The sequence below is a fragment of the Streptomyces sclerotialus genome (genome assembly GCF_040907265.1).
Classification (GTDB): Bacteria; Actinomycetota; Actinomycetes; order Streptomycetales; family Streptomycetaceae; genus Streptomyces; species Streptomyces sclerotialus.
The window spans coordinates 4,480,521-4,499,499 of sequence record NZ_JBFOHP010000002.1 but is presented as its reverse complement, the minus strand read 5'-3'; the positions used below and the strand labels follow the sequence as shown (position 1 = coordinate 4,499,499).

Sequence of the window (18,979 nt, the reverse complement as noted above, 5' to 3'; positions counted from 1 at the left end):
TTCGGGGTGTAGCGCAGCTTGGCAGCGCGCTTCGTTCGGGACGAAGAGGTCGTGGGTTCAAATCCCGCCACCCCGACTGAAGAAACACAGGTCAAGGGCCTGGTTCTCACTGAGAACCAGGCCCTTGCTGTTGTTGCGTGTCGATCTGCGTGCTGCGTGACTGACGTTCCGCGTCTGCCTCGGGGAGCAGGGAGACGCGGCTGTGGCGGCGCGCTGGGCGAGCTGCTCGCCGAAGGTCTGATCGACAAGCGGCATGGTGTGATCAACCTCATCCGCGAGCCGCGGCCAAGGGTGGAGCGGATCACCGCCCGGCCTCCGACAGCAGAGGAGGCCGAGGAGCTCGGCTTCCAGAAGGGCGTCTCAGTGTTCTCAGCGTTCGTTCTCCGGAAGCTCTCCATCGATACCGGCGGCCAGGTGGTGGGGGCTTCGACGTGCTCCTGCCCGGCGACGCCACCGAACTGGTCTTCACGACGCCCCTGTACCGGTGGTGACGATGCCGGACATCGTCACGGTCATGACGGCCGTCCACCCGCCGGCCGCTCCATTCCTCGCTGACGCCTACAAGTCGCTGACGGAGCAAGGGCTGCCCGAGGGCTCGGACTGGCAGTGGGTGATCCAGGAGGACGGGAAGACCGACGAGGTCCGCCCGTATGTCCCCGATGATCCGCGGATCAGCTTCGGCCAGGGCCGACACGGTGGCGCGACGATGGCCCGTCCCCGCCCGAGGGCGTGTGCGAGCGCGGAGCCGTGCTCGCGCACTGGGAGGCGCACAACTTCCGCCCCCAGGTGCATCCGACCACCCTGTGCGTCCGCCACGGCCTCCTCCTGGCCCTCGGCGGCTGGATGGCCCTGCCGGCGTCTGAGGACACGGGCCTGCTGCTGGCGCTGTCCGCGGTGAGCCGCGGTTGGTTCACCGCGGAGACAGGCCTGCTCTACCGGAAGTGGCTTGGTCAGGTCACCAGCCAGGTGGCGCATTCCGACGAGGGGGAACGTAAGGCGCGCTTCGCGGTCGTACAGACTCGGGCGCGCGCTCTGGCCGCGATGGAGAACTGGCGCCACGGAGCGGGCTGATCCCGGCTCCACCAGCCGTGTCGATGACCTCCTCGCCGGACCTACCTGCGTCGGCAAAGCAGCGGCGCTTCAGCCGGATGCGAAGAGTCCGGAGCCGGCAGCGCCGCGCCCCCGGCCGTAGGGGTACGGCCGGGGGCTGTGTCGCTCACTGCAAGCAGGCGTGTCCGGTGAATACCGGACTGTGAGGCGAGGTCTACGCTTCACTTCCTGGCTGTGGCGCCTCGGAGTCCCGACCGCGCCAGGAATTGGTTACCCGCATTCCGACAAGTAGCGGTTGAAAGCGTGGTTCTTCGCCTTGCGTGCGATGTTCTTGGAGTACGCGTCGGCGTTCAGCACCCCCACTGCGAGCCGGGTGTCGTTTTCCACGTTCTTCGTATTCGCACATGCCGCCACCACGAACCAATCGCCGTGGGAGTCGTCATCCGAGATGCCGTACTTGGCATCCTTACCGGTGACAGGCTTTGACAGGTCGTACGAGACCATTGAGGCGTCCTGCGGCAGTTTCCCTTCCACCTGAGCCACGGATTGGCCGACGAGCGAGTCCACCGGCACGTGCGGCTTGTTTTCCGCACCGCATCCCGCCAGAACCATCGCTACTGCCGCGACACCCGCCACCGCGCCGACGCGGGGAAGTGCGGACGTGAAATGACTACGACGGAGGCTCATATGACCTTGCAGCTTACCTTCGCGGGCGCAGGATCGAAAGCGTACTTCCACCCACTCGTGCCGGCCTTGTAGTCAAGGGGCGTGGTGATGTGCTTTTCAATCTTGTACTTGTACCGGGTGCCGATCGGGTAGGCGACGAGCGAGTGCCCCTTGCTCACCTTTGCGCTGCACGTCACCGACACGGACTGCGTCTTCGCCTTGCTGATGTTCAGACTCGCCGCGACACCGTCACGGCTCAGGCCGAACCCCGCGTCGATCGTGCGCGTCGCCGACGCCGTCTTATTGATCATGCAGGTCATACCCTTGGTCTGCGCCGTGCAGCGGGCTATTTCATTCTTGGTATTCGTGTAGTTCTTCTTCGATGTCTTACTGATGACCTTGCTGTAGTTCCCGACAGCTGCCCGAGTGGAGATTTCACCGTTCCGCTTCTGCATGGCGGAGCCGGGTGAAGATTCGCCAGTACTGGCGTGAGCTGCGGTAGTCGCGAAAGCGGTGGGCAGAAGAGCCAGCGCGACTCCGACTGCTCGCATGGTCGATCTACGAGACATAGCATCCCCCTGTGTAGAGCTGGCGGCCGTGGTCAGCAGCCGTCGTCGGCAAGATCATACTGATGCGCGATGCGGAAGTCTCATTTGCTCTTCGGTACTCAATGTGCAAGCGCTTTCAGTCTCGGCGGCCGGGTGTCCGGCTGCGGCGAGTGAAAGAAATTCGGGCACATTCCAGTGCAGATGCGGGGTCAGGTGATTCGGTTCCACTCGAGGTGATGATCGTCGTCACAAGGAACAACCCGAAGGGGCTTATTCATCATGGATGCCGCTTCCGCTGCCGGCCTCACAGCAGTACGTCGGCGTCCACCCGGGAGAAGATCAGCTCGCTCTCGTCGGTGACCGGGCCGCGCCGGCGGACCGGGGCCTGAGCGCCGCGGCGCAGAGCGGCGGGGTAGCTGCCCGCCGCATAGTCGTTGGCCAGCCGGTACATGGGGAAGCCGCGCTTCGTGAACGTCTCCAGCAGCTCTTCGGCGGAGTGCCCCAACTCCGCCATCCGCTGCGGGGTGACCTCGATGGCCGGCTCGGCGTCGGGACGGAGCTGGTCCAGGACGGGCGCCAGGCCGCGCACGGCGGCCCCTTCGGCGCCTTCGGCGCCTTCGACGTCGATCTTGATGACGCGGGCCTTGGCGATCTCGTCCGCCGTCAGCACGTCGGGCAGGGGGTGGGCCCGCGCCTCGAACGTGGACTCCGCTTCGCCCGCCGCTCTCACCCACGAGGCGAGAGGCGAGAGGCGAGCAGGCGAGCAGGCGAGCAGGCGAGCAGGCTGTAGTAGCCGATGTTGGCCCCGACGTCCACGAATGCGTCGCCCGGCTCGAGTCGTCGCGTGAGCCATGTCGTCAGGTGCGGCTCCCACCCCCCGAAGAGGTGGATGTAGCGCTGGATGAGGTCTTGCGTATCCGTGGTGAAGGTGGATCCGAAGCGCGCACGGGCCTGGCGGACCACGGGATGGTCGCGTAGCTCGGCGTTCAGGTAGGTGTCCAGTACGGCGGACTTACCGATGGCGCCCGGCGCGTACCGGACGTACCAGCGCGCCAGGTCCCGCTTGATCCGGTGAAGAGCAGCAGTCACATGGACTCCTGAGTCGGGTGGATGTCTCCGGACAGACCGGGGCGCGTTTGCCGGAATCGATGCGAGCCCAATAGGCGCCTGTTCGATGAACCCGCCTCTGAAGACATGTACCGATGTATTCGGGCCGAAGGGTGTCATGCGGGGGTGAGTCGTTCGGTCGGTTCTGGCATGGTGCCCCCGTATGGGCGGAGGTGGGGCCGCGACAGCACATTGTTCCGGCATTCCGGGTGTTCCCGGTGTTCCCGGTGTCGGTCCGGCGACCTCCGCAGTTTCAGGTACGGGAAGCGGACAAGGAGAACGTCATGGCTGTGACGAACCTGACCGTGCTCGAGGGTGACCAGCAGGCGCCCCACGGCTGGACCAAGGACCCGGTCGACCTGAATGACGGCGCAGGCGGCAAGTACCTGTACTTCGCCTTCGAGGAGGACGGCACCCACGCACCCCTCACCGACATCCGCTTCGTCACAGACAAGGGGGATGTGCCTCCGGGGTACGAAATGATCGATGCCGACCTGAACGAAGGGGCCGGCGGAGCGTACATCTGGACCTGTTTCCGGAGGGGCGACCGCAAGGACGCGATCCAGGAACTCAAGGTGATCGCTTCGTACGGTCGGGGCGGGCACAACCTGCCGCACGGCTATTCGCTCATCGACTTCGACCTCAACAAGGGCGCCGGCGGGAAGTACATATATCTCGCGTTCAAGAGGTGAGACAGCCACGCAGTCATGGGGCCTCAGTCTTCGGCCGTCAAGGGCTGGATCATCTTGCGGAGCTGCTGTTCGCCGAGGGGGCCGATGGCTCGGGCCGCGGTGCGGCCGTGGCGGTCGACGACGATGGTCGACGGCAGGAACTGAGGGTTCAGGCTACCCTTGGGGAATCGGAGCATGAGTTTTCCCGACGGGTCGAACAGGCTGGGGTACGGCAACTCGTGCCGCTCTTCGAAGCTGATGGCCTGTGCGGTGCTGCTGTCGCGGGTGTTGATGCCGACGAACTGCACGCCCTTGCTCCGGTTCTCCTCGGCGACCTCGGCGAAGCCGGGTGCCTCGGCGATGCAGGGACCGCACCAGGAGCCCCAGATGTTGAGGACGACGACCTTTCCCTTGTAGTCGGCGATGTTCAGGGGATCGCCGTGCGTCGTCCTGCCGTCGATGGCGGGTGCCGGTTTCCGCGCGGCGACGGGCACCGTGTCGAAGCCGTCGTCACCCTTGACGAAGCCCGCCTGCGAGCTCCCGCCGGAGTCGTTGTCCCCGCAGCCGCTGAGACAGCCGCTGAGCATCAACGCCGCGGCGCAGGCGGCGCGTAGGGCCGGGCGGCCGCGGGCCGGCAGGTGGGCGAGTGGGCGGCGGCGGAAGGACATCCGGGGAGTCTTGCACGGCGTGTGGCTGCCTCTCCGGGGCGGTGCCGGTGCCGCCGGTGGTGGGGTCACGGCAGGGGCATGGCGTTGATGCGTGGGGCCAGTTCGCGGGCGAGGGTGGTGGTCAGGGCGCGGAAGACGGCTACTTCGGGGTCGGGGTCGTCGGCGCGGGCCGCCAGGTGGCTGGACTCCGGGGGTGCGTCCAGGACCGGTACGAAGACCGCGCCGGGCCAGTTGTAGTAGCGGGCGAAGGAGCGGAGGCCGGAGCCGGCGCCGAGGCCGGTGAGGACGCCGGTGAGGACCTCCTGCGGGAAGAGCGCCATGCTCTGTCCGCGGCGGGCGGCCTCGTTGTGGAAGTAGAGGTAGTCCTTGAAGATCGTCGGCGTATGGTCCGGCACCCGGAAGATGGGCAGGTCGGCCAGGTCGGCGACGCGTACGCCCTCGGTGCGGGCGTCGGCGAGCTGGGCGGACTCGGGGACGACCACGATGCGCTGCTCGGTGAGGAGTACGTCACCGGCCAGCCGGTCGTCGTCGGGCATCGGTCTGATGAAGGCCAGGTCCACCCGGTCCTCCACGAGCGCCGTGACGTGCTCGGTGAAGTCGAGCTGGACCACCTCGACCGGGACCTCCGGGCGGGCCCTGCGGTAGGCGTTCACCGCGGCCGGGGTGATCTCCGCCGAGCCGTGGGCCATGATGCCGACCCGCAGCGGGCGCCTGGACCGCTCCCGTTCCCGCTCCCGGCGCACCGCCTCGTGCACGTCCTCGACCGCCGCGTCCGCCGCGGCCAGCAGGGTCCGGGCGTGCTCGGCGAGACGTACGCCGGCGGCGGTCGGTCGTACCGGGTTCCGGTGCAGCAGCGGGGTGCCGAGCTCGCTCTCCAGCCGGCGGATGTGCTGGGTGACGGCCGGCGGGGAGAGGAAGAGGCGGGCCGCCGCCCGGCCGAAGTGCTGTTCCTCGACCACGGCCAGGAATGACGGGAGCAGCCGGAGGTCCATGGTTCCTCAGCGTACGACGCGGTCCCTATCTGCGCGTATGTCCGTTCACGAATCGTGAATGCGGGCGGCCGACCAGGGATCGTGGCCCGTACAACGGCATGGTGACCGACACCGCTGAACTGCTCCCGACCCGCCCTGCCCGCGCCGCTGCGCCCGCCCCTCGCCGGTACGGGCTGCGGGCGGCGCTGATGATGACGGCCTCCGGCTGGAGCGCCAACCAGTTCGCCGCGCTGCTCGGTGCCTACCGCGCCGCCGGGCTCTCGGACGCCGCGGTGAACGCGCTGCTCGCGGTGTACGCGGTGGGGCTGATACCCGGACTGCTCACCGCCGCCCCGCTCGCCGACCGGTACGGGCGGCGCCCGGTGGCGCTCGGCGCCCTCGCCCTCAATCTGGCCGCCACGCTGCTGCTGATGCTGGGTGCGGGCTCGGCGTTCTGGCTGGCGCCCGGGCGGCTGCTCACCGGCGTCAGTGCCGGGGCGCTGCTGGCGGCCGGGGGCGCGTGGGTGAAGGAGCTCTCCTCGCCGCCGTACGCGCCGGCGGGTACGGAGACGGTGGCCGCCCGGCGCTCCGGCGTCTTCGTCTCGCTCGGCTTCGCCTCGGGCGGGCTGTCCGCCTCGTTGATCGCCCAGTGGGCGCCCTGGCCGATGGTGCTCGCGTACCTGCCGCATCTCGTGCTGGCCGTACTCGCCGGCTGCCTCGCCCGGCGGAGCCCGGAGACCCGGCCGGAGGGACGCCCGGAGGGCCGTACCGCCACGGGCCGTGGCTCCGCGCGGGCGGCCGACGGGCGCGGCGGCGGCACCGGTTTCCTGCGGGCCGTCCTGCCCATGGCCCCCTGGGTCTTCGCCGCGCCGATGGTGGGCTTCGCCACCCTTCCCGGGCTGGTGGACGGCGGTCTCACCGGCTGGCAGGTGGTGTACGCCGGGGTGGCGACCGCGGTCGTGCCCGGCTCGGGGGTGGCGGTACAGCCACTGGCCCGGCGGCTGAGCGGGCGCAGCCGGCTGTTCACCGGGGCCGCCGGGCTGCTGGTCATGGCCGCGGGGTTCGTCCTGGCCGTACCGGCAGCCGGGTACGGGCAGCCGGTGCTCGGGCTGGTCGCCGGGGCGGTGCTGGGCGCCGGGTACGGGCTCGCCCTGACCTACGGACTGGCCACCGTCGCCGTACTCGCCGCCCCGGCCGCGCTGGCCCGCCTCACGTCCTACTTCTGGAGCCTGGCCTACCTCGGGATGTTCGCTCCACTGCTGCTCGGCGCCCTCGCCGCCGCCTTCCCGATGCCCTGGCTGCTGGCCGCGACCGCGGGGCTCGCGGTGCTGAGCTGTGTGCTGCTCGTACTCCTCGGCCGGACCCGCAGCGGCCGCCTCCGGCCCCGCAGCCTCCGCCTCCGGCCTTGAGTCGGCCGGCCCGGTAGCCGGCCCGCCCCGCATCACCGCTCACCCTCGCACCGGCGTCCCCAGCCAGTTCAGTGGCTGTCCGCGAGTTCCCCGCTCAGCGTCCTGTGGAGGCGGGCGCTGGGCTCGTTCAGCCCGATGATCTCCACGGTCTTGCCGCGCTGGGTGTACTTGGTCTCCACGGCGTCCAGCGCGGCGACGGAGGAGGCGTCCCACACGTGGGCCGCGGTCAGGTCGATGACGACCTTGCCCGGGTCGCCGGCGTAGTCGAACTGCGTGACCAGGTCGTTGGTGGAGGCGAAGAAGAGCTCGCCGGTGACCGAGTAGACGACCTGGGTGTTGTCGGGGTCGGTGACCGCGGTGACGTTCACCAGGTGGGCGACGCGGCGGGCGAAGATCACCATTGCGGTGACGGTGCCGACGACGACGCCGATGGAGAGGTTGTCGGTGGCGACCACGACGGCGACCGTGAGGACCATGACGACGGTCTCGCCGGCCGGCAGCCGCTTGAGGGTCGCGGGCTTGATCGAGTGCCAGTCGAAGGTGCCGACCGAGACCAGCACCATCACCGCGACCAGTGCGGCCATGGGGATCTCGGAGACGACCGGGCCCAGGACGATGCACAGGATGAGGAGAAAGAAGCCGGCGAGGAAGGTGGAGAGCCGGGTGCGGGCGCCGTTCTTCACGTTGATCATCGTCTGGCCGATCATCGCGCAGCCGCCCATGCCGCCGAAGAAGCCGGTGACGATGTTGGCGATGCCCTGGCCGATGGACTCGCGGGTCTTGTCGGAGCGAGTGTCGGTGATCTCGTCCACCAGCTTGGCCGTCATGAGCGACTCCATCAGCCCGACCAGCGCCATCGCCAGCGCGTAGGGGGCGATGACGGTGAGGGTGTGGAGGCTGAACGGTACGTCCGGCAGGCCCGGTACGGGCAGGGCGGACGGCAGCTTGCCCTTGTCGCCGACGGTGGGCACGGCGATGCCGGCCGCGATCGTGATCACGGTGAGGACGACGATGGAGACGAGCGGCGCGGGCACCGCCTTGGTGATCCTCGGGAAGAACACCATGAGCAGCAGGCCGGCCGCCACCAGCGGGTAGACCGCCCACGGCACGTCGCGCAGATTGGGGATCTGGGCGGTGAAGAGCAGGATGCCCAGGGCGTTGACGAAGCCGACCATCACCGGCCGCGGCACGAACCGCATCAGCTTGGCGACGCCCAGGGCGCCGAGGACGATCTGGAAGACACCGGCGAGGATCACGGTCGCGATCAGGTACCCGAGGCCGTGCTCACGGGCGACCGGGGCCACCACCAGGGCGACCGCGCCGGTGGACGCGGAGATCATCGCGGGCCGGCCGCCGACGAAGGCGATCACCATGGCCATGGTGCAGGCGGCGAACAGCCCCACCTCGGGGTCGACCCCGGCGATCACCGAGAACGAGATCGCCTCGGGGATCAGCGCCAGGCCGACGACCAGACCGGCCAGCACCTCCGTACGGAAGACCTTCGGGGACAGCCACGGCGGGCGGGCACCGCGCAGCCGCGCGGCCGGGGAGAATACGGAAGAGGACAAGGGAGGAAGGCGCCTGTCGTGTTCGGGCACACTCGGTGGTGCGCGGAGGTGCAGCAGGGGCGCACTCCCGCACCTATGAGGACGGGCAGCGCGAAACGACCCCCGGACTCAAAACTCTACCCTGACGTAAGGGTAGAGATGGGCGCCGGCCCGTGTGACTCCGGTGACAGGCAGACAGAGGACAGGGAAGGCGACCACCACGTGAGCAGCGAGCACATGCAGATCGGCGAGGTCGCCGCGCGTACGGAGCTGTCGCTGCGCACCATCCGGCACTACGAGGAGACCGGGCTGGTCATTCCGTCCGCCCGCTCGCAGGGCGGCTTCCGCCTCTACACCGAGGCCGACGTCGCGCGGCTGATGGTCATCCGCCGGATGAAACCGCTGGGGTTCAGCCTGGACGAGATGCGCGCGCTGCTGGAGGCCACCGACCGCCTCGACTCCGGGGAGCCGCTCCCCGCCGACGAGCACGCCGAACTCCTGGCCCGGCTGCGGCACTTCGAGGAGGCCGCGCAGCAGCGGGTCGCGGACCTGCGCACCCAGCTCGCGCGGGCCGAGGAGTTCGCCGGCACCCTGCGCGAACGCCTCACGCGGGCCCCGGCGCGGTAGCCGGGGCCCGGGGGCCTTCGTACCTCAGGCGGTCCTCAGCCCTCGCCCTCCAGCTCGCCCTCCGTCTCCAGGAAGATCTCGCGGAGCGCTTCGATCGCGGCCGGATCGGGCTCGGCCCACATGCCGCGCGACTCCGCCTCCAGGAGGCGCTCGGCGATCCCGTGCAGCGCCCAGGGGTTGGCCTCCTGGAGGAACGCGCGGTTCTCCGGGTCCAGCACGTAGGCCTGGGTGAGCTTGTCGTACATCCAGTCGGCGACCACGCCGGTGGTGGCGTCGTACCCGAAGAGGTAGTCGACCGTCGCGGCGAGCTCGAAGGCGCCCTTGTAGCCGTGGCGGCGCATCGCCTCGATCCACTTGGGGTTCACGACCCGCGCCCTGAAGACGCGCGAGGTCTCCTCCACGAGGGTGCGCGTACGCACCGTCTCAGGGCGGGTGGAGTCGCCGATGTACGCCTCGGGGGCCGTGCCCCGCAGCGCCCGTACGGTGGCGACCATGCCGCCGTGGTACTGGAAGTAGTCGTCGGAGTCCGCGATGTCGTGCTCGCGGGTGTCGGTGTTCTTCGCGGCGACGGCGATGCGCTTGTACGCCGTCTCCATCTCCTCGCGGGCCGAACGGCCGTCCAGACCACGGCCGTACGCGTAGCCGCCCCACACCGTGTAGACCTCCGCGAGGTCGGCGTCGGTGCGCCAGTCGCGCGAGTCGATCAGCTGGAGCAGGCCCGCGCCGTACGTCCCCGGGCGGGAGCCGAAGATACGGGTGGTGGCGCGGCGTTCGTCACCGTGCTCGGCGAGGTCGGCCTGGGCGTGTGCGCGTACGAAGTTCTGCTCGGCGGGCTCGTCGAGGCCCGCGACCAGGCGTACCGCGTCGTCCAGCAGGCCGATGGTGTGCGGGAAGGCGTCCCGGAAGAAGCCGGAGATGCGCAGCGTGACGTCGATGCGGGGCCGGTTCAGCTCGTCGAGCGGGACGGGCTCCAGGCCGGTGACGCGGCGGGAGGCGTCGTCCCACACGGGGCGGACGCCGAGCAGCGCGAGGGCCTCGGCGACGTCGTCACCGGCGGTGCGCATCGCGCTCGTACCCCACAGGGACAGGCCGACGGAGGTGGGCCAGTCGCCGTTATCGGTGCGGTAGCGCTCCAGGAGGGAGTCGGCCAGGGCCTGGCCGGTCTCCCAGGCGAGGCGCGAGGGCACGGCCTTGGGGTCGACCGAGTAGAAGTTGCGGCCGGTCGGCAGGACGTTGACCAGCCCTCGGAGAGGCGAGCCGGACGGGCCCGCCGGTACGAAGCCGCCCTTCAGGGCGTGCACGACGTGGTCGAGCTCGGCCGTCGTGCCGGCCAGGCGCGGGACGACCTCGCGGGCGGCGAAGTCGAGGATGTCGGCGACCTGCTGACCGTGGTCCGCCGCGACGTCCGCCACCGCTGCCGGGTCCCAGCCTGCGTCCTCCATCGCCTGGACCAGCGCGCGGGCCTGCTCCTCGGCGGCGTCCGCGGTCGTACGGGTCGCCGCCGACTCGTCCAGGCCGAGCGCCTCGCGCAGGCCGGGCAGGGCGGAGGTACCGCCCCAGATCTGGCGGGCGCGGAGAATCGCGAGGACCAGGTCGACGCGCGGGGCGCCGGTCGGCGCGCCGCCGAGCACGTGCAGGCCGTCACGGATCTGCGCGTCCTTGACCTCGCACAGCCAGCCGTCGACGTGCAGCAGGAAGTCGTCGAAGCCGTCGTCGTCCGGGCGGTCCTCCATGCCCAGGTCGTGGTCGAGCTTGGCGGCCTGGATCAGCGTCCAGATCTGCGCGCGGATGGCGGGCAGCTTGGCCGGGTCCATGGCGGAGATCTGCGCGTACTCGTCGAGCAGCTGCTCCAGGCGCGCGATGTCGCCGTAGGAGTCGGCGCGGGCCATCGGCGGGACGAGGTGGTCGACGAGGGTGGCGTGGACGCGGCGCTTGGCCTGGGTGCCCTCGCCCGGGTCGTTGACCAGGAACGGGTAGATGAGCGGCAGGTCGCCGAGGGCGGCGTCGGGGCCGCAGGCGGCGGAGAGGCCCGCGTTCTTGCCGGGCAGCCACTCCAGGTTGCCGTGCTTGCCCAGGTGGATCATGGCGTCCGCGCCGAAACCGCCGTCGTCCTGGGTGGCCGCGATCCAGCGGTACGCGGCCAGATAGTGGTGCGAGGGCGGCAGATCGGGGTCGTGGTAGATCGCGATCGGGTTCTCGCCGAAGCCGCGCGGCGGCTGGATGAGGATCAGCAGGTTGCCGCGGCGCAGGGCGGCCAGCACGATGTCGCCCTCGGGGTCGCCGCCCTGGCTCACGCGGCTGCGGTCGAGGAACATCTCGCCGGGCGCCGGGCCCCAGTGCTCCTCGACGGCCTTGCGCAGCTCGGCGGGGAGCGTCGCGTACCAGCGCTTGTAGTCGGCGGCCGGGATGCGGACGGGGTTACGGGCGAGCTGCTCCTCGGTGAGCCAGTCCTGGTCGTGGCCGCCGGCCTCGATGAGCGCGCGGATCAGCTCGTCGCCGTCGCCCGAGACCAGGCCCGGGATCTCCTCCTCGGGCCCGAAGTCGTACCCCTCCTCCCGGAGGCGGCGCAGCAGCTCGACGGCGGAGGCCGGGGTGTCCAGGCCGACCGCGTTGCCGATGCGCGAGTGCTTGGTCGGGTACGCGGACAGCACGAGCGCCACACGCTTGTCGGCGGGCGCGATGTGGCGCAGCCGGGCGTGGCGTACGGCGGTGCCGGCGACCCGCGCCGCCCGCTCGGGGTCGGCGACGTACGCCGGGAGGCCGTCCTCGTCGATCTCCTTGAAGGAGAACGGGACGGTGATCAGACGGCCGTCGAACTCGGGCACGGCGATCTGGCTGGCCGCGTCCAGCGGCGAGACGCCCTCGTCGTTCTCCTCCCAGTCGGCGCGCGAACCGGTCAGGCAGAGCGCCTGCAGAACCGGTACGTCGAGGCCGGTGAGGGCGCCCGCGTCCCAGGACTCGTCGTCGCCGCCGGCCGAGGCCGTGGCGGGCTTGGTGCCGCCCGCCGCGAGCACCGTGGTGACGATCACGTCGGCGGCGCGCAGCTCGTCGATCAGCTCCGGCTCGGGGGCGCGCAGCGAGGCGACGTACAGCGGCATCGGGCGGCCGCCCGCCTCTTCGACGGCGCCGCACAGCGCGTCCACGAAGGCGGTGTTGCCGCTCATGTGGTGGGCGCGGTAGTAGAGCACCGCCACTGTGGGGGCGTCCGCGGCGACGTCCTCACGGGCCGTGCGCTCCAGCGGCCCCCAGGAGGGCGCGGCGGCGGGCGGCTCGAAGCCGTGGCCGGTGAGCAGCACGGTGTCGGAGAGGAAGCGGGCCAGCTGCTCCAGGTTGGCCGGGCCGCCGTGCGCGAGGTAGGCGTGCGCCTCGGCGGCGATGCCGACCGGGACGGTCGAGGCGGCCATCAGCTGGGCGTCGGGGGCCTGTTCGCCGGTGAGCACGACGACCGGGCGGCCGTCGGCGAGCAGCTGGTCCAGGCCCTCCTGCCAGGCGCGGATGCCGCCGAGGAGGCGTACGACGACCAGGTCGCAGCCGTCCAGCAGGGCGGGCAGCTCGTCGAGGTCGAGCCGGGCGGGGTTGGCGAAGCGGTACCCGACCGGGCCGCCGGCCGCGCGTGCGCTGAGCAGGTCGGTGTCGGAGGTCGACAGGAGCAGGATCTGACGGGGAGCGGCCTCCCCGGACTGCGGATCTCCGGACTGCGAGTTCCCGGTCTGCGGGACGGTCTCGCCGGACTGGGGGGCGTTCTCCCCGGACGTGGGCAGCATGCGGCGTCGGGCCTTCCTCGGGGTCCGCGCCCCGGGCGGTGTCGGAATGGATCTCCCCTGCTCAGGCGGGCCGAGAGCAAAGGAAAGGGAGTTCCTGGCTCACCCGGCCGCCGGGGCCGGGCTCACAGTGGCGGGACCGCGCCGGATTCGCACCGGGCTTCCTCCCCTTGTCGCCGTCGCCGGCGATGGTGACGGACCGGATGGTCCGCCGTGAGCATAGTAAGGGCCACCTCCCTGGCGTGGGGCGGACGGCCGGGACGGGGTCGGTATGCTCGCCGCCATGCCCACGGCGACCAACCCACCATCCCGGGACGAACCCCCCATACGGGTTCGCGGTGACGCCTGCCCGGGCACGCTGCGGCTGCACGCCGCGGACGACGGCGCGCTGGCCCGCGTGCGCATCCCCGGAGGCGTGCTGACCGCCGGTCAGGCGGACGCGCTCGCGGTGGCGGCGGAGCGCCTCGGTGACGGCGCACTGCACCTCACCTCGCGCGGGAACGTGCAGGTGCGAGGCCTGGACGGCGACTGTGGCGGGGATCTCGCCGCGCTGCTCGACGCGGCCGGACTGCTCCCTTCGTACCGCCATGAACGGGTCCGCAACATCGTGGCCACGCCGCTCTCCGGGCTGGACGGATCGGGCCGTACGGACGTCCAGCCGTGGCTTCGGGAGCTGGACCGGCTGCTCTGCGCGAGCGAGGCCGCGACCGGGCTGTCCGGGCGCTTCCTGTTCGCCCTGGACGACGGCCGCGGTGACGTTTCCGCGCTCGGCCCGGATGTGACATTGGTCGCCCTGGCCGGCGGGGACGCACTGCTCTTCGTCTGGCAGGCCCCGGCGGCACTGCGGGTGACCGGCGCGTACGCGGCCCGGGCCGCGCTGACGGCCGCCGAGACCTTCCTGGAAGCGGCGGCGGCGAGCGGCACGAAGGCGTGGCGGGTGAGCGATCTGCCTGGAGGCGGTGACGCCTTCGGGAGCGATGGCTTCGGGAGCGGTGGCTTCGGGAGCGCGGGGTCGCTGCTCCGGGAGACGGCTCGGCGCCTGGAGGCGGCCGGCGTCCCCGTGACGCATCCGGTCGCGGCGGGCCTCCCCTCGGGGCCCGCGCCCGCCCCGGGGACGGTGCACGGCCCCGGTGGCACGGCGGCCCTCTCCGTGGTCGCCCCGCTGGGGCGGCTCACGGTGGCGCAGTGGCGGCACCTGGTGGCCGCGGCCCGCGAGGACGGCAGCGGCGAACTGCGGCTCACCCCCTGGCGCGGCGCGGTCCTGCCCGGCTTCGGCCGCGCCCGCGCCGCTGACCGGCTCGCCGGGCTGGCGGCCGCCGGGCTGATCACCGACCCGGCGTCGCCCTGGTACGGCGTCGGTGCGTGCATCGGCCGCCCCGGGTGCGCCAAGTCACTGGCCGACGTACGGGCGGACGCCGCCACCGCGCTGGGTGCGGGTGGCGGCCGGGCCGTCCACTGGTCCGGTTGCGAGCGCCGCTGCGGCCACCCTCAGGGTGAGTGGGTGGACGTCGTCGCCACCGGAGACGGGTACCAGGTATCGCTGCGCGGTGAGGGGCTGCGTACTGTCGTGGACGGCGCCCCTCACATGAACGAGTCTTCACACGTCAACGGGTCACCGGGTCGCGTGGCGGAGCCGGAGGACGTGGCGGGGGCCGACGACCTTGCCGTCGCCGTGGCGGCAGCGCGCACGACCACAGCGACCACAGCGACGAGATGAGCGAGAGCACAGTGTTCGACTACGAGAAGGACGGGGCGGAGATCTACCGCCAGTCCTTTGCCACCATTCGCGCGGAGGCGGACCTCGCGGGGCTGCCCGCCGACGTCTCCCAGGTCGCGGTGCGGATGATCCACGCCTGCGGCATGACCGACCTCGTGCGCGACCTCGCCTTCAGCCCGGAGGTCATCGGCCGGGCCCGGGCCGCGCTGCGGGCCGGCGCGCCCGTCCTGTGCGATGCGCAGATGGTCGCCAGCGGCGTGACCCGCAAGCGGCTGCCCGCCGACAACGACGTGGTGTGCACCCTGTCGGACCCGGCCGTACCGGAGCTGGCCGCCAAGCTGGACACCACGCGCAGCGCCGCCGCGCTGGAACTGTGGCGCGACCGGGGCCTGCTGGAGGGCTCGGTGGTGGCTGTGGGCAACGCGCCGACCGCCCTGTTCCGCCTGCTGGAGATGGTCGCGGAGGGCGCGCCGCGCCCGGCGGCCGTCCTCGGCATACCGGTGGGCTTCATCGGCGCCGCCGAGTCGAAGGACGCCCTGGCGGCGAACGCGCTGGGCCTGGACTACCTGGTGGTGCGGGGCGGCGCGGCGGCGGCAGCGCGATGGCCGCGGCCGCCGTCAACGCGATTGCGAGCACCGCGGAATGAGCACCCCGACGGAAGGCGCCGCCATGAGCACCGGGGCCGCCGGGCACATCGAGAACAGCGGGGGCACCGAGGCCGCTGAGAGGGCCGTGGGCGCCGGGAAGCTGTACGGGGTCGGGCTGGGTCCCGGCGACCCGTCCCTGCTGACCCTGCGGGCCGTGGAGGTCATCTCGGAGGCGGACGTGGTGGCGTACCACAGCGCCCGGCACGGCCGGTCCCGCGCCCGGGCGATCGCCGAGCGGTACCTGCGGCCCGACCACATCGAGGAGCTGCTGCGCTACCCGGTCACGGTCGAGACGACGGATCACCCCGGCGGCTACCGGGGCGCCCTGAACGACTTCTACGAGGAGGCCGCGGCCCGGCTGGCGGCGCACCTCGAAGCGGGCCGCACGGTCGCCGTACTCGCCGAGGGCGACCCGCTGTTCTACGGCTCGTACCAGCACATGCACAAGCGGCTCGCGCACCGCTACCCGACCGAGGTCGTCCCCGGGATCACCTCGGTGAGCGCCTCGGCGGCCCGGCTCGGCACGCCGCTCGTCGAGGCCGAGGAGACCCTGACGATCGTGCCCGGCACGCTGCCCGAGGACGAGCTGACGGCCCGGCTGGCCGCCGCCGACTCGGCGGTCGTGATGAAGCTCGGCCGTACGTTCCCGACCGTGCGCCGCGCCCTGGAGCGCGCGGGCCGGCTGGCGGACGCGCGGTACGTGGAGCGGGCCTACATGGACGGCGAGCGCACCGCGGCGCTGGCGGACGTGGACCCGGAGTCGGTGCCGTACTTCTCGGTGGCCGTGCTGCCGTCGCGCGTGGACACGGGGCCCGCGGTCCCGGCCCCTGAGGGCGGCGAGGTGACGGTCGTCGGTACCGGACCGGCCGGCGCCCCCTGGCTGACGCCCGAGTCGCGCGGCGCCCTGGACAACGCCACCGACCTGGTCGGCTACACGACCTACCTGGACCGGGTACCGGTACGGGCGGGCCAGCTGCGGCACGGTTCGGACAACAAGGTCGAGTCCGAGCGTGCCGAGTTCGCCCTGGACCTGGCGCGGCGGGGGCGGCGGGTGGCCGTCGTCTCGGGCGGTGACCCCGGGGTGTTCGCCATGGCGACCGCCGTCCTGGAGGTGGCCGCACAACCGGAGTACGCGGACGTGCCCGTACGGGTGCTGCCCGGGGTGACCGCCGCGAACGCCGCGGCCGCCCGCGCGGGCGCCCCGCTCGGCCACGACTACGCGACGATCTCGCTGTCGGACCGGCTCAAGCCCTGGGAGGTCATCGCCGAACGGCTGGGCGCCGCGGCCTCGGCCGACCTGGTGCTGGCGCTCTACAACCCCGGCTCGCGCAGCCGGACCTGGCAGGTCGGCAAGGCCCGCGAACTGCTCCTGGAGCACCGGGCGCCGGACACCCCGGTGGTACTCGGCCGCGACATCGGCGGCCCCGAGGAGAGCGTCCGCATCGTACGGCTGGCCGACCTGGACCCGGCCGAGGTCGACATGCGCACGCTCCTGATCGTCGGCTCCTCGCAGACGCAGGCCGTACGGCGCGGGAACGGCGAGCAGCTCGTCTGGACGCCGCGGCGGTACCCGGAGGGCTGACGGCGCTGCCGCCGCGCTCCGGGGCCGGGGCCGCGCGCCTCACGCCTCCGTACGGAAGGCCCCGCCCAGGTGCTCCGCCAGCCAGTGGGCGGCCTGTCCGGGGTCGTCCACCACGGGGACGCCGGCCGGGGCCGCCGGGCGGCGGACGACGACCACCGGGACACCGGCCTCACGGGCGGCGGTGAGCTTGGGCGCGGTGGCCGCTCCCCCGCTGTCCTTGGTGACCACGACGTCGATCCGGTGCTCGCGGAGCAGCGCCCGCTCGCCCTCCAGGGTGAACGGGCCGCGGTCGAGCAGCACCTCCATGCGGGGCGGGCACGGCCCTTCGGGCGCGTCGACGGACCGCATGAGGAACCACAGGTCCGTGAGGTCCGCGAAGGCGCCCAGCCCCATCCGGCCGGTGGTGAGGAAGACCCGCCGGCCCAGCTCCGGGAGGAGTGCGGCGGCTTCCTGGAGTGATCCGGCCGGGTGCCAGTCGTCGCCGTCCCCGGGGACCCAGCCGGGCCGGCGCAGCGCCAAGAGGGGAACATGGGCCATGCCCGCGGCCGTCGCCGCGTTGAAACTGATCGTTCCGGCGAAAGGATGGGTGGCGTCGATGAGCACGTCCACCTGGTGCGCGCGCAGCCACTGGGCCAGCCCCTGCGCACCCCCGAAGCCGCCGATGCGTACTTCGCCCGGCGGCAGCACGGGGCGGGCGACGCGGCCCGCGAGGGAGGTCGTCACGCGTACGCCGCCGGCGAGCGGGCCGTCGGCCAGCACCGCGGCGAGACGGCGGGCCTCTGTCGTACCGCCGAGGATCAGTACGTGCGTCGCGGTGTGCATCGGGTCCTTCCATGAGTGAGGCGAGTGGCGGGCGCAGCGCCCAACTCAAGCACACCGGTCTGCGGCCCGGCTGGACGACCGGTGCCTGCGCCACGGCGGCGGCCACCGCCGCCTACACCGCGCTGCTGACCGGCGACTTCCCCGACCCGGTGACGATCACGCTGCCCAAGGGCCAGACCCCGGCCTTCGCGCTGGCGGTCGAGGAGCTCACCGAGGACCGGCCCGGGGAGGCGCCCGGAGGGCCTTCCGGCGGGCCGTCCGGGCGGCGTGCCACGGCGGGCGTGGTCAAGGACGCGGGGGACGACCCCGACGTCACCCACGGCGCACTCGTCCGCGTCACCGCACGCGCCCTGCCGCCCGGCTCCGGTGTCGTCTTCAAGGCCGGGCCCGGCGTGGGAACGGTGACCCGTCCCGGGCTCCCCCTGGACGTCGGAGAGCCCGCCGTCAATCCGGTGCCGCGCCAGATGATGCGCGACCACCTGGCGCAGGTCGCCGCGCGTCACGGGAGCGGCGCTGCGGACGTCGAGCTCACCGTGTCGGTGGACCACGGCGAGGAGATCGCCCGCTCCACCTGGAACCCGCGGCTCGGCATCCTGGGCGGCCTGTCGATCCTCGGGACGACCGGCATCGTCGTGCCGTACTCGTGCTCGGCGTGGATCGACTCGATCCGGCGCGGCGTGGACGTGGCCAGGGCGGCCGGGCGTACGCACGTGGCCGGCTGCACCGGCTCGACGTCCGAGAAGACGGTGGTGGCCGAGTACGGCCTGCCCGAGGACGCCCTGCTGGACATGGGCGACTTCGCGGGCGCGGTACTGAAGTACGTCCGACGGCACCCGGTCGACCGGCTGACGGTGTGCGGCGGCTTCGCCAAACTCTCCAAGCTGGCCGCCGGCCATCTGGACCTGCACTCGGCGCGCTCCCAGGTCGACAAGGGCTTCCTCGCCGAACTGGCCCGCCGCGGCGGCGCGGACGAGGCGCTGGCCACGGAGGTGGCCGCCGCCAACACCGGGCTCGCCGCGCTGCACCTGTGTACGGCGGCCGGGGTCCCGCTGGGCGACCTGGTGGCGGCCACCGCCCGGGACCAGGCCCTCGAAGTGCTGCGCGGCGCCCCCGTGGTGGTCGACGTCCTCTGCATCGACCGCGCGGGCAACGTGGTGGGGCGCAGCACTCCCCGCTGAGGCTCGGC

General features: G+C 72.1%; 15 protein-coding genes, 1 tRNA gene, 2 pseudogenes and 1 riboswitch. Of the genes and pseudogenes, 9 read left to right on the top strand and 9 right to left on the bottom strand.

Features of this window, described 5'->3' with window-relative positions:
• Positions 1-2 precede the first annotated feature (2 nt).
• Positions 3-76, top strand: a tRNA-Pro gene (locus AAC944_RS20020).
• A 417-nt stretch (positions 77-493) separates the two neighbouring features.
• Positions 494-1,071 (top strand): annotated as a pseudogene (locus AAC944_RS20010) (glycosyltransferase family 2 protein).
• A 249-nt stretch (positions 1,072-1,320) separates the two neighbouring features.
• Here AAC944_RS20010 and AAC944_RS20005 read toward each other — a convergent pair.
• The 4 genes from AAC944_RS20005 to AAC944_RS19990 form a co-directional block, all read right to left on the bottom strand.
• Positions 1,321-1,737 carry a hypothetical protein gene (locus AAC944_RS20005; protein WP_196943027.1) on the bottom strand — a complete coding sequence of 139 codons (417 nt, stop codon included), beginning with the start codon at positions 1,735-1,737 and terminating at the stop codon, positions 1,321-1,323.
• On the bottom strand, positions 1,734-2,171 hold the full coding sequence (locus AAC944_RS20000) for a hypothetical protein (protein ID WP_196943025.1): 438 nt from the start codon (positions 2,169-2,171) through the stop codon (positions 1,734-1,736). Before AAC944_RS20000 ends, AAC944_RS20005 begins: the two co-directional genes overlap by 4 nt.
• A 397-nt stretch (positions 2,172-2,568) precedes the next feature.
• The gene (locus AAC944_RS19995; protein ID WP_368396366.1) at positions 2,569-2,994 is read right to left on the bottom strand and encodes an FkbM family methyltransferase; all 426 of its coding nucleotides are present in this window, start codon (positions 2,992-2,994) and stop codon (positions 2,569-2,571) included.
• Positions 2,991-3,353, bottom strand: coding sequence for a hypothetical protein (locus AAC944_RS19990; RefSeq protein ID WP_368396365.1), 363 nt, complete (start codon positions 3,351-3,353; stop codon positions 2,991-2,993). The genes AAC944_RS19995 and AAC944_RS19990 overlap by 4 nt, the downstream gene beginning before the upstream one ends.
• A gap of 302 nt (positions 3,354-3,655) precedes the next feature.
• Here AAC944_RS19990 and AAC944_RS19985 point away from each other — a divergent pair, with 302 nt between their 5' ends.
• Positions 3,656-4,063: an MVB12 family protein gene (locus AAC944_RS19985; RefSeq protein ID WP_030615780.1), complete on the top strand. Its 408-nt coding sequence runs from the start codon at positions 3,656-3,658 to the stop codon at positions 4,061-4,063.
• A 23-nt stretch (positions 4,064-4,086) separates the two neighbouring features.
• Here AAC944_RS19985 and AAC944_RS19980 read toward each other — a convergent pair whose 3' ends face one another.
• Entirely contained in the window at positions 4,087-4,710 is a 624-nt protein-coding gene (locus AAC944_RS19980; protein ID WP_030615778.1) for a TlpA family protein disulfide reductase, read from the bottom strand.
• Positions 4,711-4,775: 65 nt separating this feature from the next.
• Positions 4,776-5,702: a LysR family transcriptional regulator gene (locus AAC944_RS19975; RefSeq protein WP_030615775.1), complete on the bottom strand. Its 927-nt coding sequence runs from the start codon at positions 5,700-5,702 to the stop codon at positions 4,776-4,778.
• Positions 5,703-5,800: 98 nt separating this feature from the next.
• Here AAC944_RS19975 and AAC944_RS19970 point away from each other — a divergent pair, with 98 nt between their 5' ends.
• The gene (locus AAC944_RS19970) at positions 5,801-7,090 is read left to right on the top strand and encodes an MFS transporter (RefSeq protein ID WP_030615773.1); all 1,290 of its coding nucleotides are present in this window, start codon (positions 5,801-5,803) and stop codon (positions 7,088-7,090) included.
• Positions 7,091-7,158: 68 nt separating this feature from the next.
• On the opposite strand, the gene AAC944_RS19965 is transcribed toward AAC944_RS19970, so the two are convergent.
• Entirely contained in the window at positions 7,159-8,658 is a 1,500-nt protein-coding gene (locus AAC944_RS19965) for a SulP family inorganic anion transporter (protein WP_030615771.1), read from the bottom strand.
• A 201-nt stretch (positions 8,659-8,859) separates the two neighbouring features.
• Here AAC944_RS19965 and AAC944_RS19960 point away from each other — a divergent pair, with 201 nt between their 5' ends.
• Positions 8,860-9,264 (top strand): MerR family transcriptional regulator, encoded by a 405-nt coding sequence (locus AAC944_RS19960; RefSeq protein WP_037772304.1) that lies wholly within the window; start codon positions 8,860-8,862, stop codon positions 9,262-9,264.
• Between the two features lie 35 nt (positions 9,265-9,299).
• Here the strand turns inward: AAC944_RS19960 and cobN are convergent, their stop codons facing one another.
• Positions 9,300-13,028 (bottom strand): cobaltochelatase subunit CobN, encoded by a 3,729-nt coding sequence (cobN, locus tag AAC944_RS19955; RefSeq protein ID WP_368396363.1) that lies wholly within the window; start codon positions 13,026-13,028, stop codon positions 9,300-9,302.
• An 88-nt stretch (positions 13,029-13,116) separates the two neighbouring features.
• Positions 13,117-13,192, bottom strand: a riboswitch (cobalamin riboswitch).
• A gap of 104 nt (positions 13,193-13,296) precedes the next feature.
• On the opposite strand from cobN, the gene cobG reads away from it, so the two are divergent.
• From cobG to AAC944_RS19940, 3 genes and pseudogenes are all read left to right on the top strand, one after another.
• A complete protein-coding gene (cobG, locus tag AAC944_RS19950) occupies positions 13,297-14,742 on the top strand; it encodes a precorrin-3B synthase (RefSeq protein WP_030615765.1) in 1,446 nt (481 codons plus the stop codon).
• Positions 14,739-15,388 (top strand): annotated as a pseudogene (locus AAC944_RS19945) (precorrin-8X methylmutase). The gene cobG and the pseudogene AAC944_RS19945 overlap by 4 nt, the downstream one beginning before the upstream one ends.
• A 23-nt stretch (positions 15,389-15,411) precedes the next feature.
• A complete protein-coding gene (locus AAC944_RS19940) occupies positions 15,412-16,971 on the top strand; it encodes a precorrin-2 C(20)-methyltransferase (RefSeq protein ID WP_078888603.1) in 1,560 nt (519 codons plus the stop codon).
• Between the two features lie 39 nt (positions 16,972-17,010).
• Here the strand turns inward: AAC944_RS19940 and AAC944_RS19935 are convergent, their stop codons facing one another.
• On the bottom strand, positions 17,011-17,793 hold the full coding sequence (locus AAC944_RS19935; RefSeq protein ID WP_030615756.1) for a cobalt-precorrin-6A reductase: 783 nt from the start codon (positions 17,791-17,793) through the stop codon (positions 17,011-17,013).
• 11 nt (positions 17,794-17,804) lie between these two features.
• Between AAC944_RS19935 and AAC944_RS19930 the strand changes: the two genes are divergently transcribed.
• Positions 17,805-18,971, top strand: coding sequence for a cobalt-precorrin-5B (C(1))-methyltransferase (locus tag AAC944_RS19930; RefSeq protein ID WP_030615753.1), 1,167 nt, complete (start codon positions 17,805-17,807; stop codon positions 18,969-18,971).
• The last annotated feature ends 8 nt before the right edge of the window (positions 18,972-18,979 follow it).

Bases quoted from the DNA above. Each gene is read 5' to 3' on its own strand.
- AAC944_RS20005 (WP_196943027.1), bottom strand. From the start codon at position 1,737: ATGAGCCTCCGTCGTAGTCATTTCACGTCCGCACTTCCCCGCGTCGGC.
- AAC944_RS20000 (WP_196943025.1), bottom strand. From the start codon at position 2,171: ATGCAGAAGCGGAACGGTGAAATCTCCACTCGGGCAGCTGTCGGGAAC.
- AAC944_RS19985 (WP_030615780.1), top strand. From the start codon at position 3,656: ATGGCTGTGACGAACCTGACCGTGCTCGAGGGTGACCAGCAGGCGCCC.
- AAC944_RS19980 (WP_030615778.1), bottom strand. From the start codon at position 4,710: ATGTCCTTCCGCCGCCGCCCACTCGCCCACCTGCCGGCCCGCGGCCGC.
- AAC944_RS19975 (WP_030615775.1), bottom strand. From the start codon at position 5,702: ATGGACCTCCGGCTGCTCCCGTCATTCCTGGCCGTGGTCGAGGAACAG.
- AAC944_RS19970 (WP_030615773.1), top strand. From the start codon at position 5,801: ATGGTGACCGACACCGCTGAACTGCTCCCGACCCGCCCTGCCCGCGCC.
- cobN (WP_368396363.1), bottom strand. From the start codon at position 13,028: ATGCTGCCCACGTCCGGGGAGAACGCCCCCCAGTCCGGCGAGACCGTC.
- cobG (WP_030615765.1), top strand. From the start codon at position 13,297: ATGCTCGCCGCCATGCCCACGGCGACCAACCCACCATCCCGGGACGAA.
- AAC944_RS19940 (WP_078888603.1), top strand. From the start codon at position 15,412: ATGAGCACCGGGGCCGCCGGGCACATCGAGAACAGCGGGGGCACCGAG.
- AAC944_RS19935 (WP_030615756.1), bottom strand. From the start codon at position 17,793: ATGCACACCGCGACGCACGTACTGATCCTCGGCGGTACGACAGAGGCC.
- AAC944_RS19930 (WP_030615753.1), top strand. From the start codon at position 17,805: ATGAGTGAGGCGAGTGGCGGGCGCAGCGCCCAACTCAAGCACACCGGT.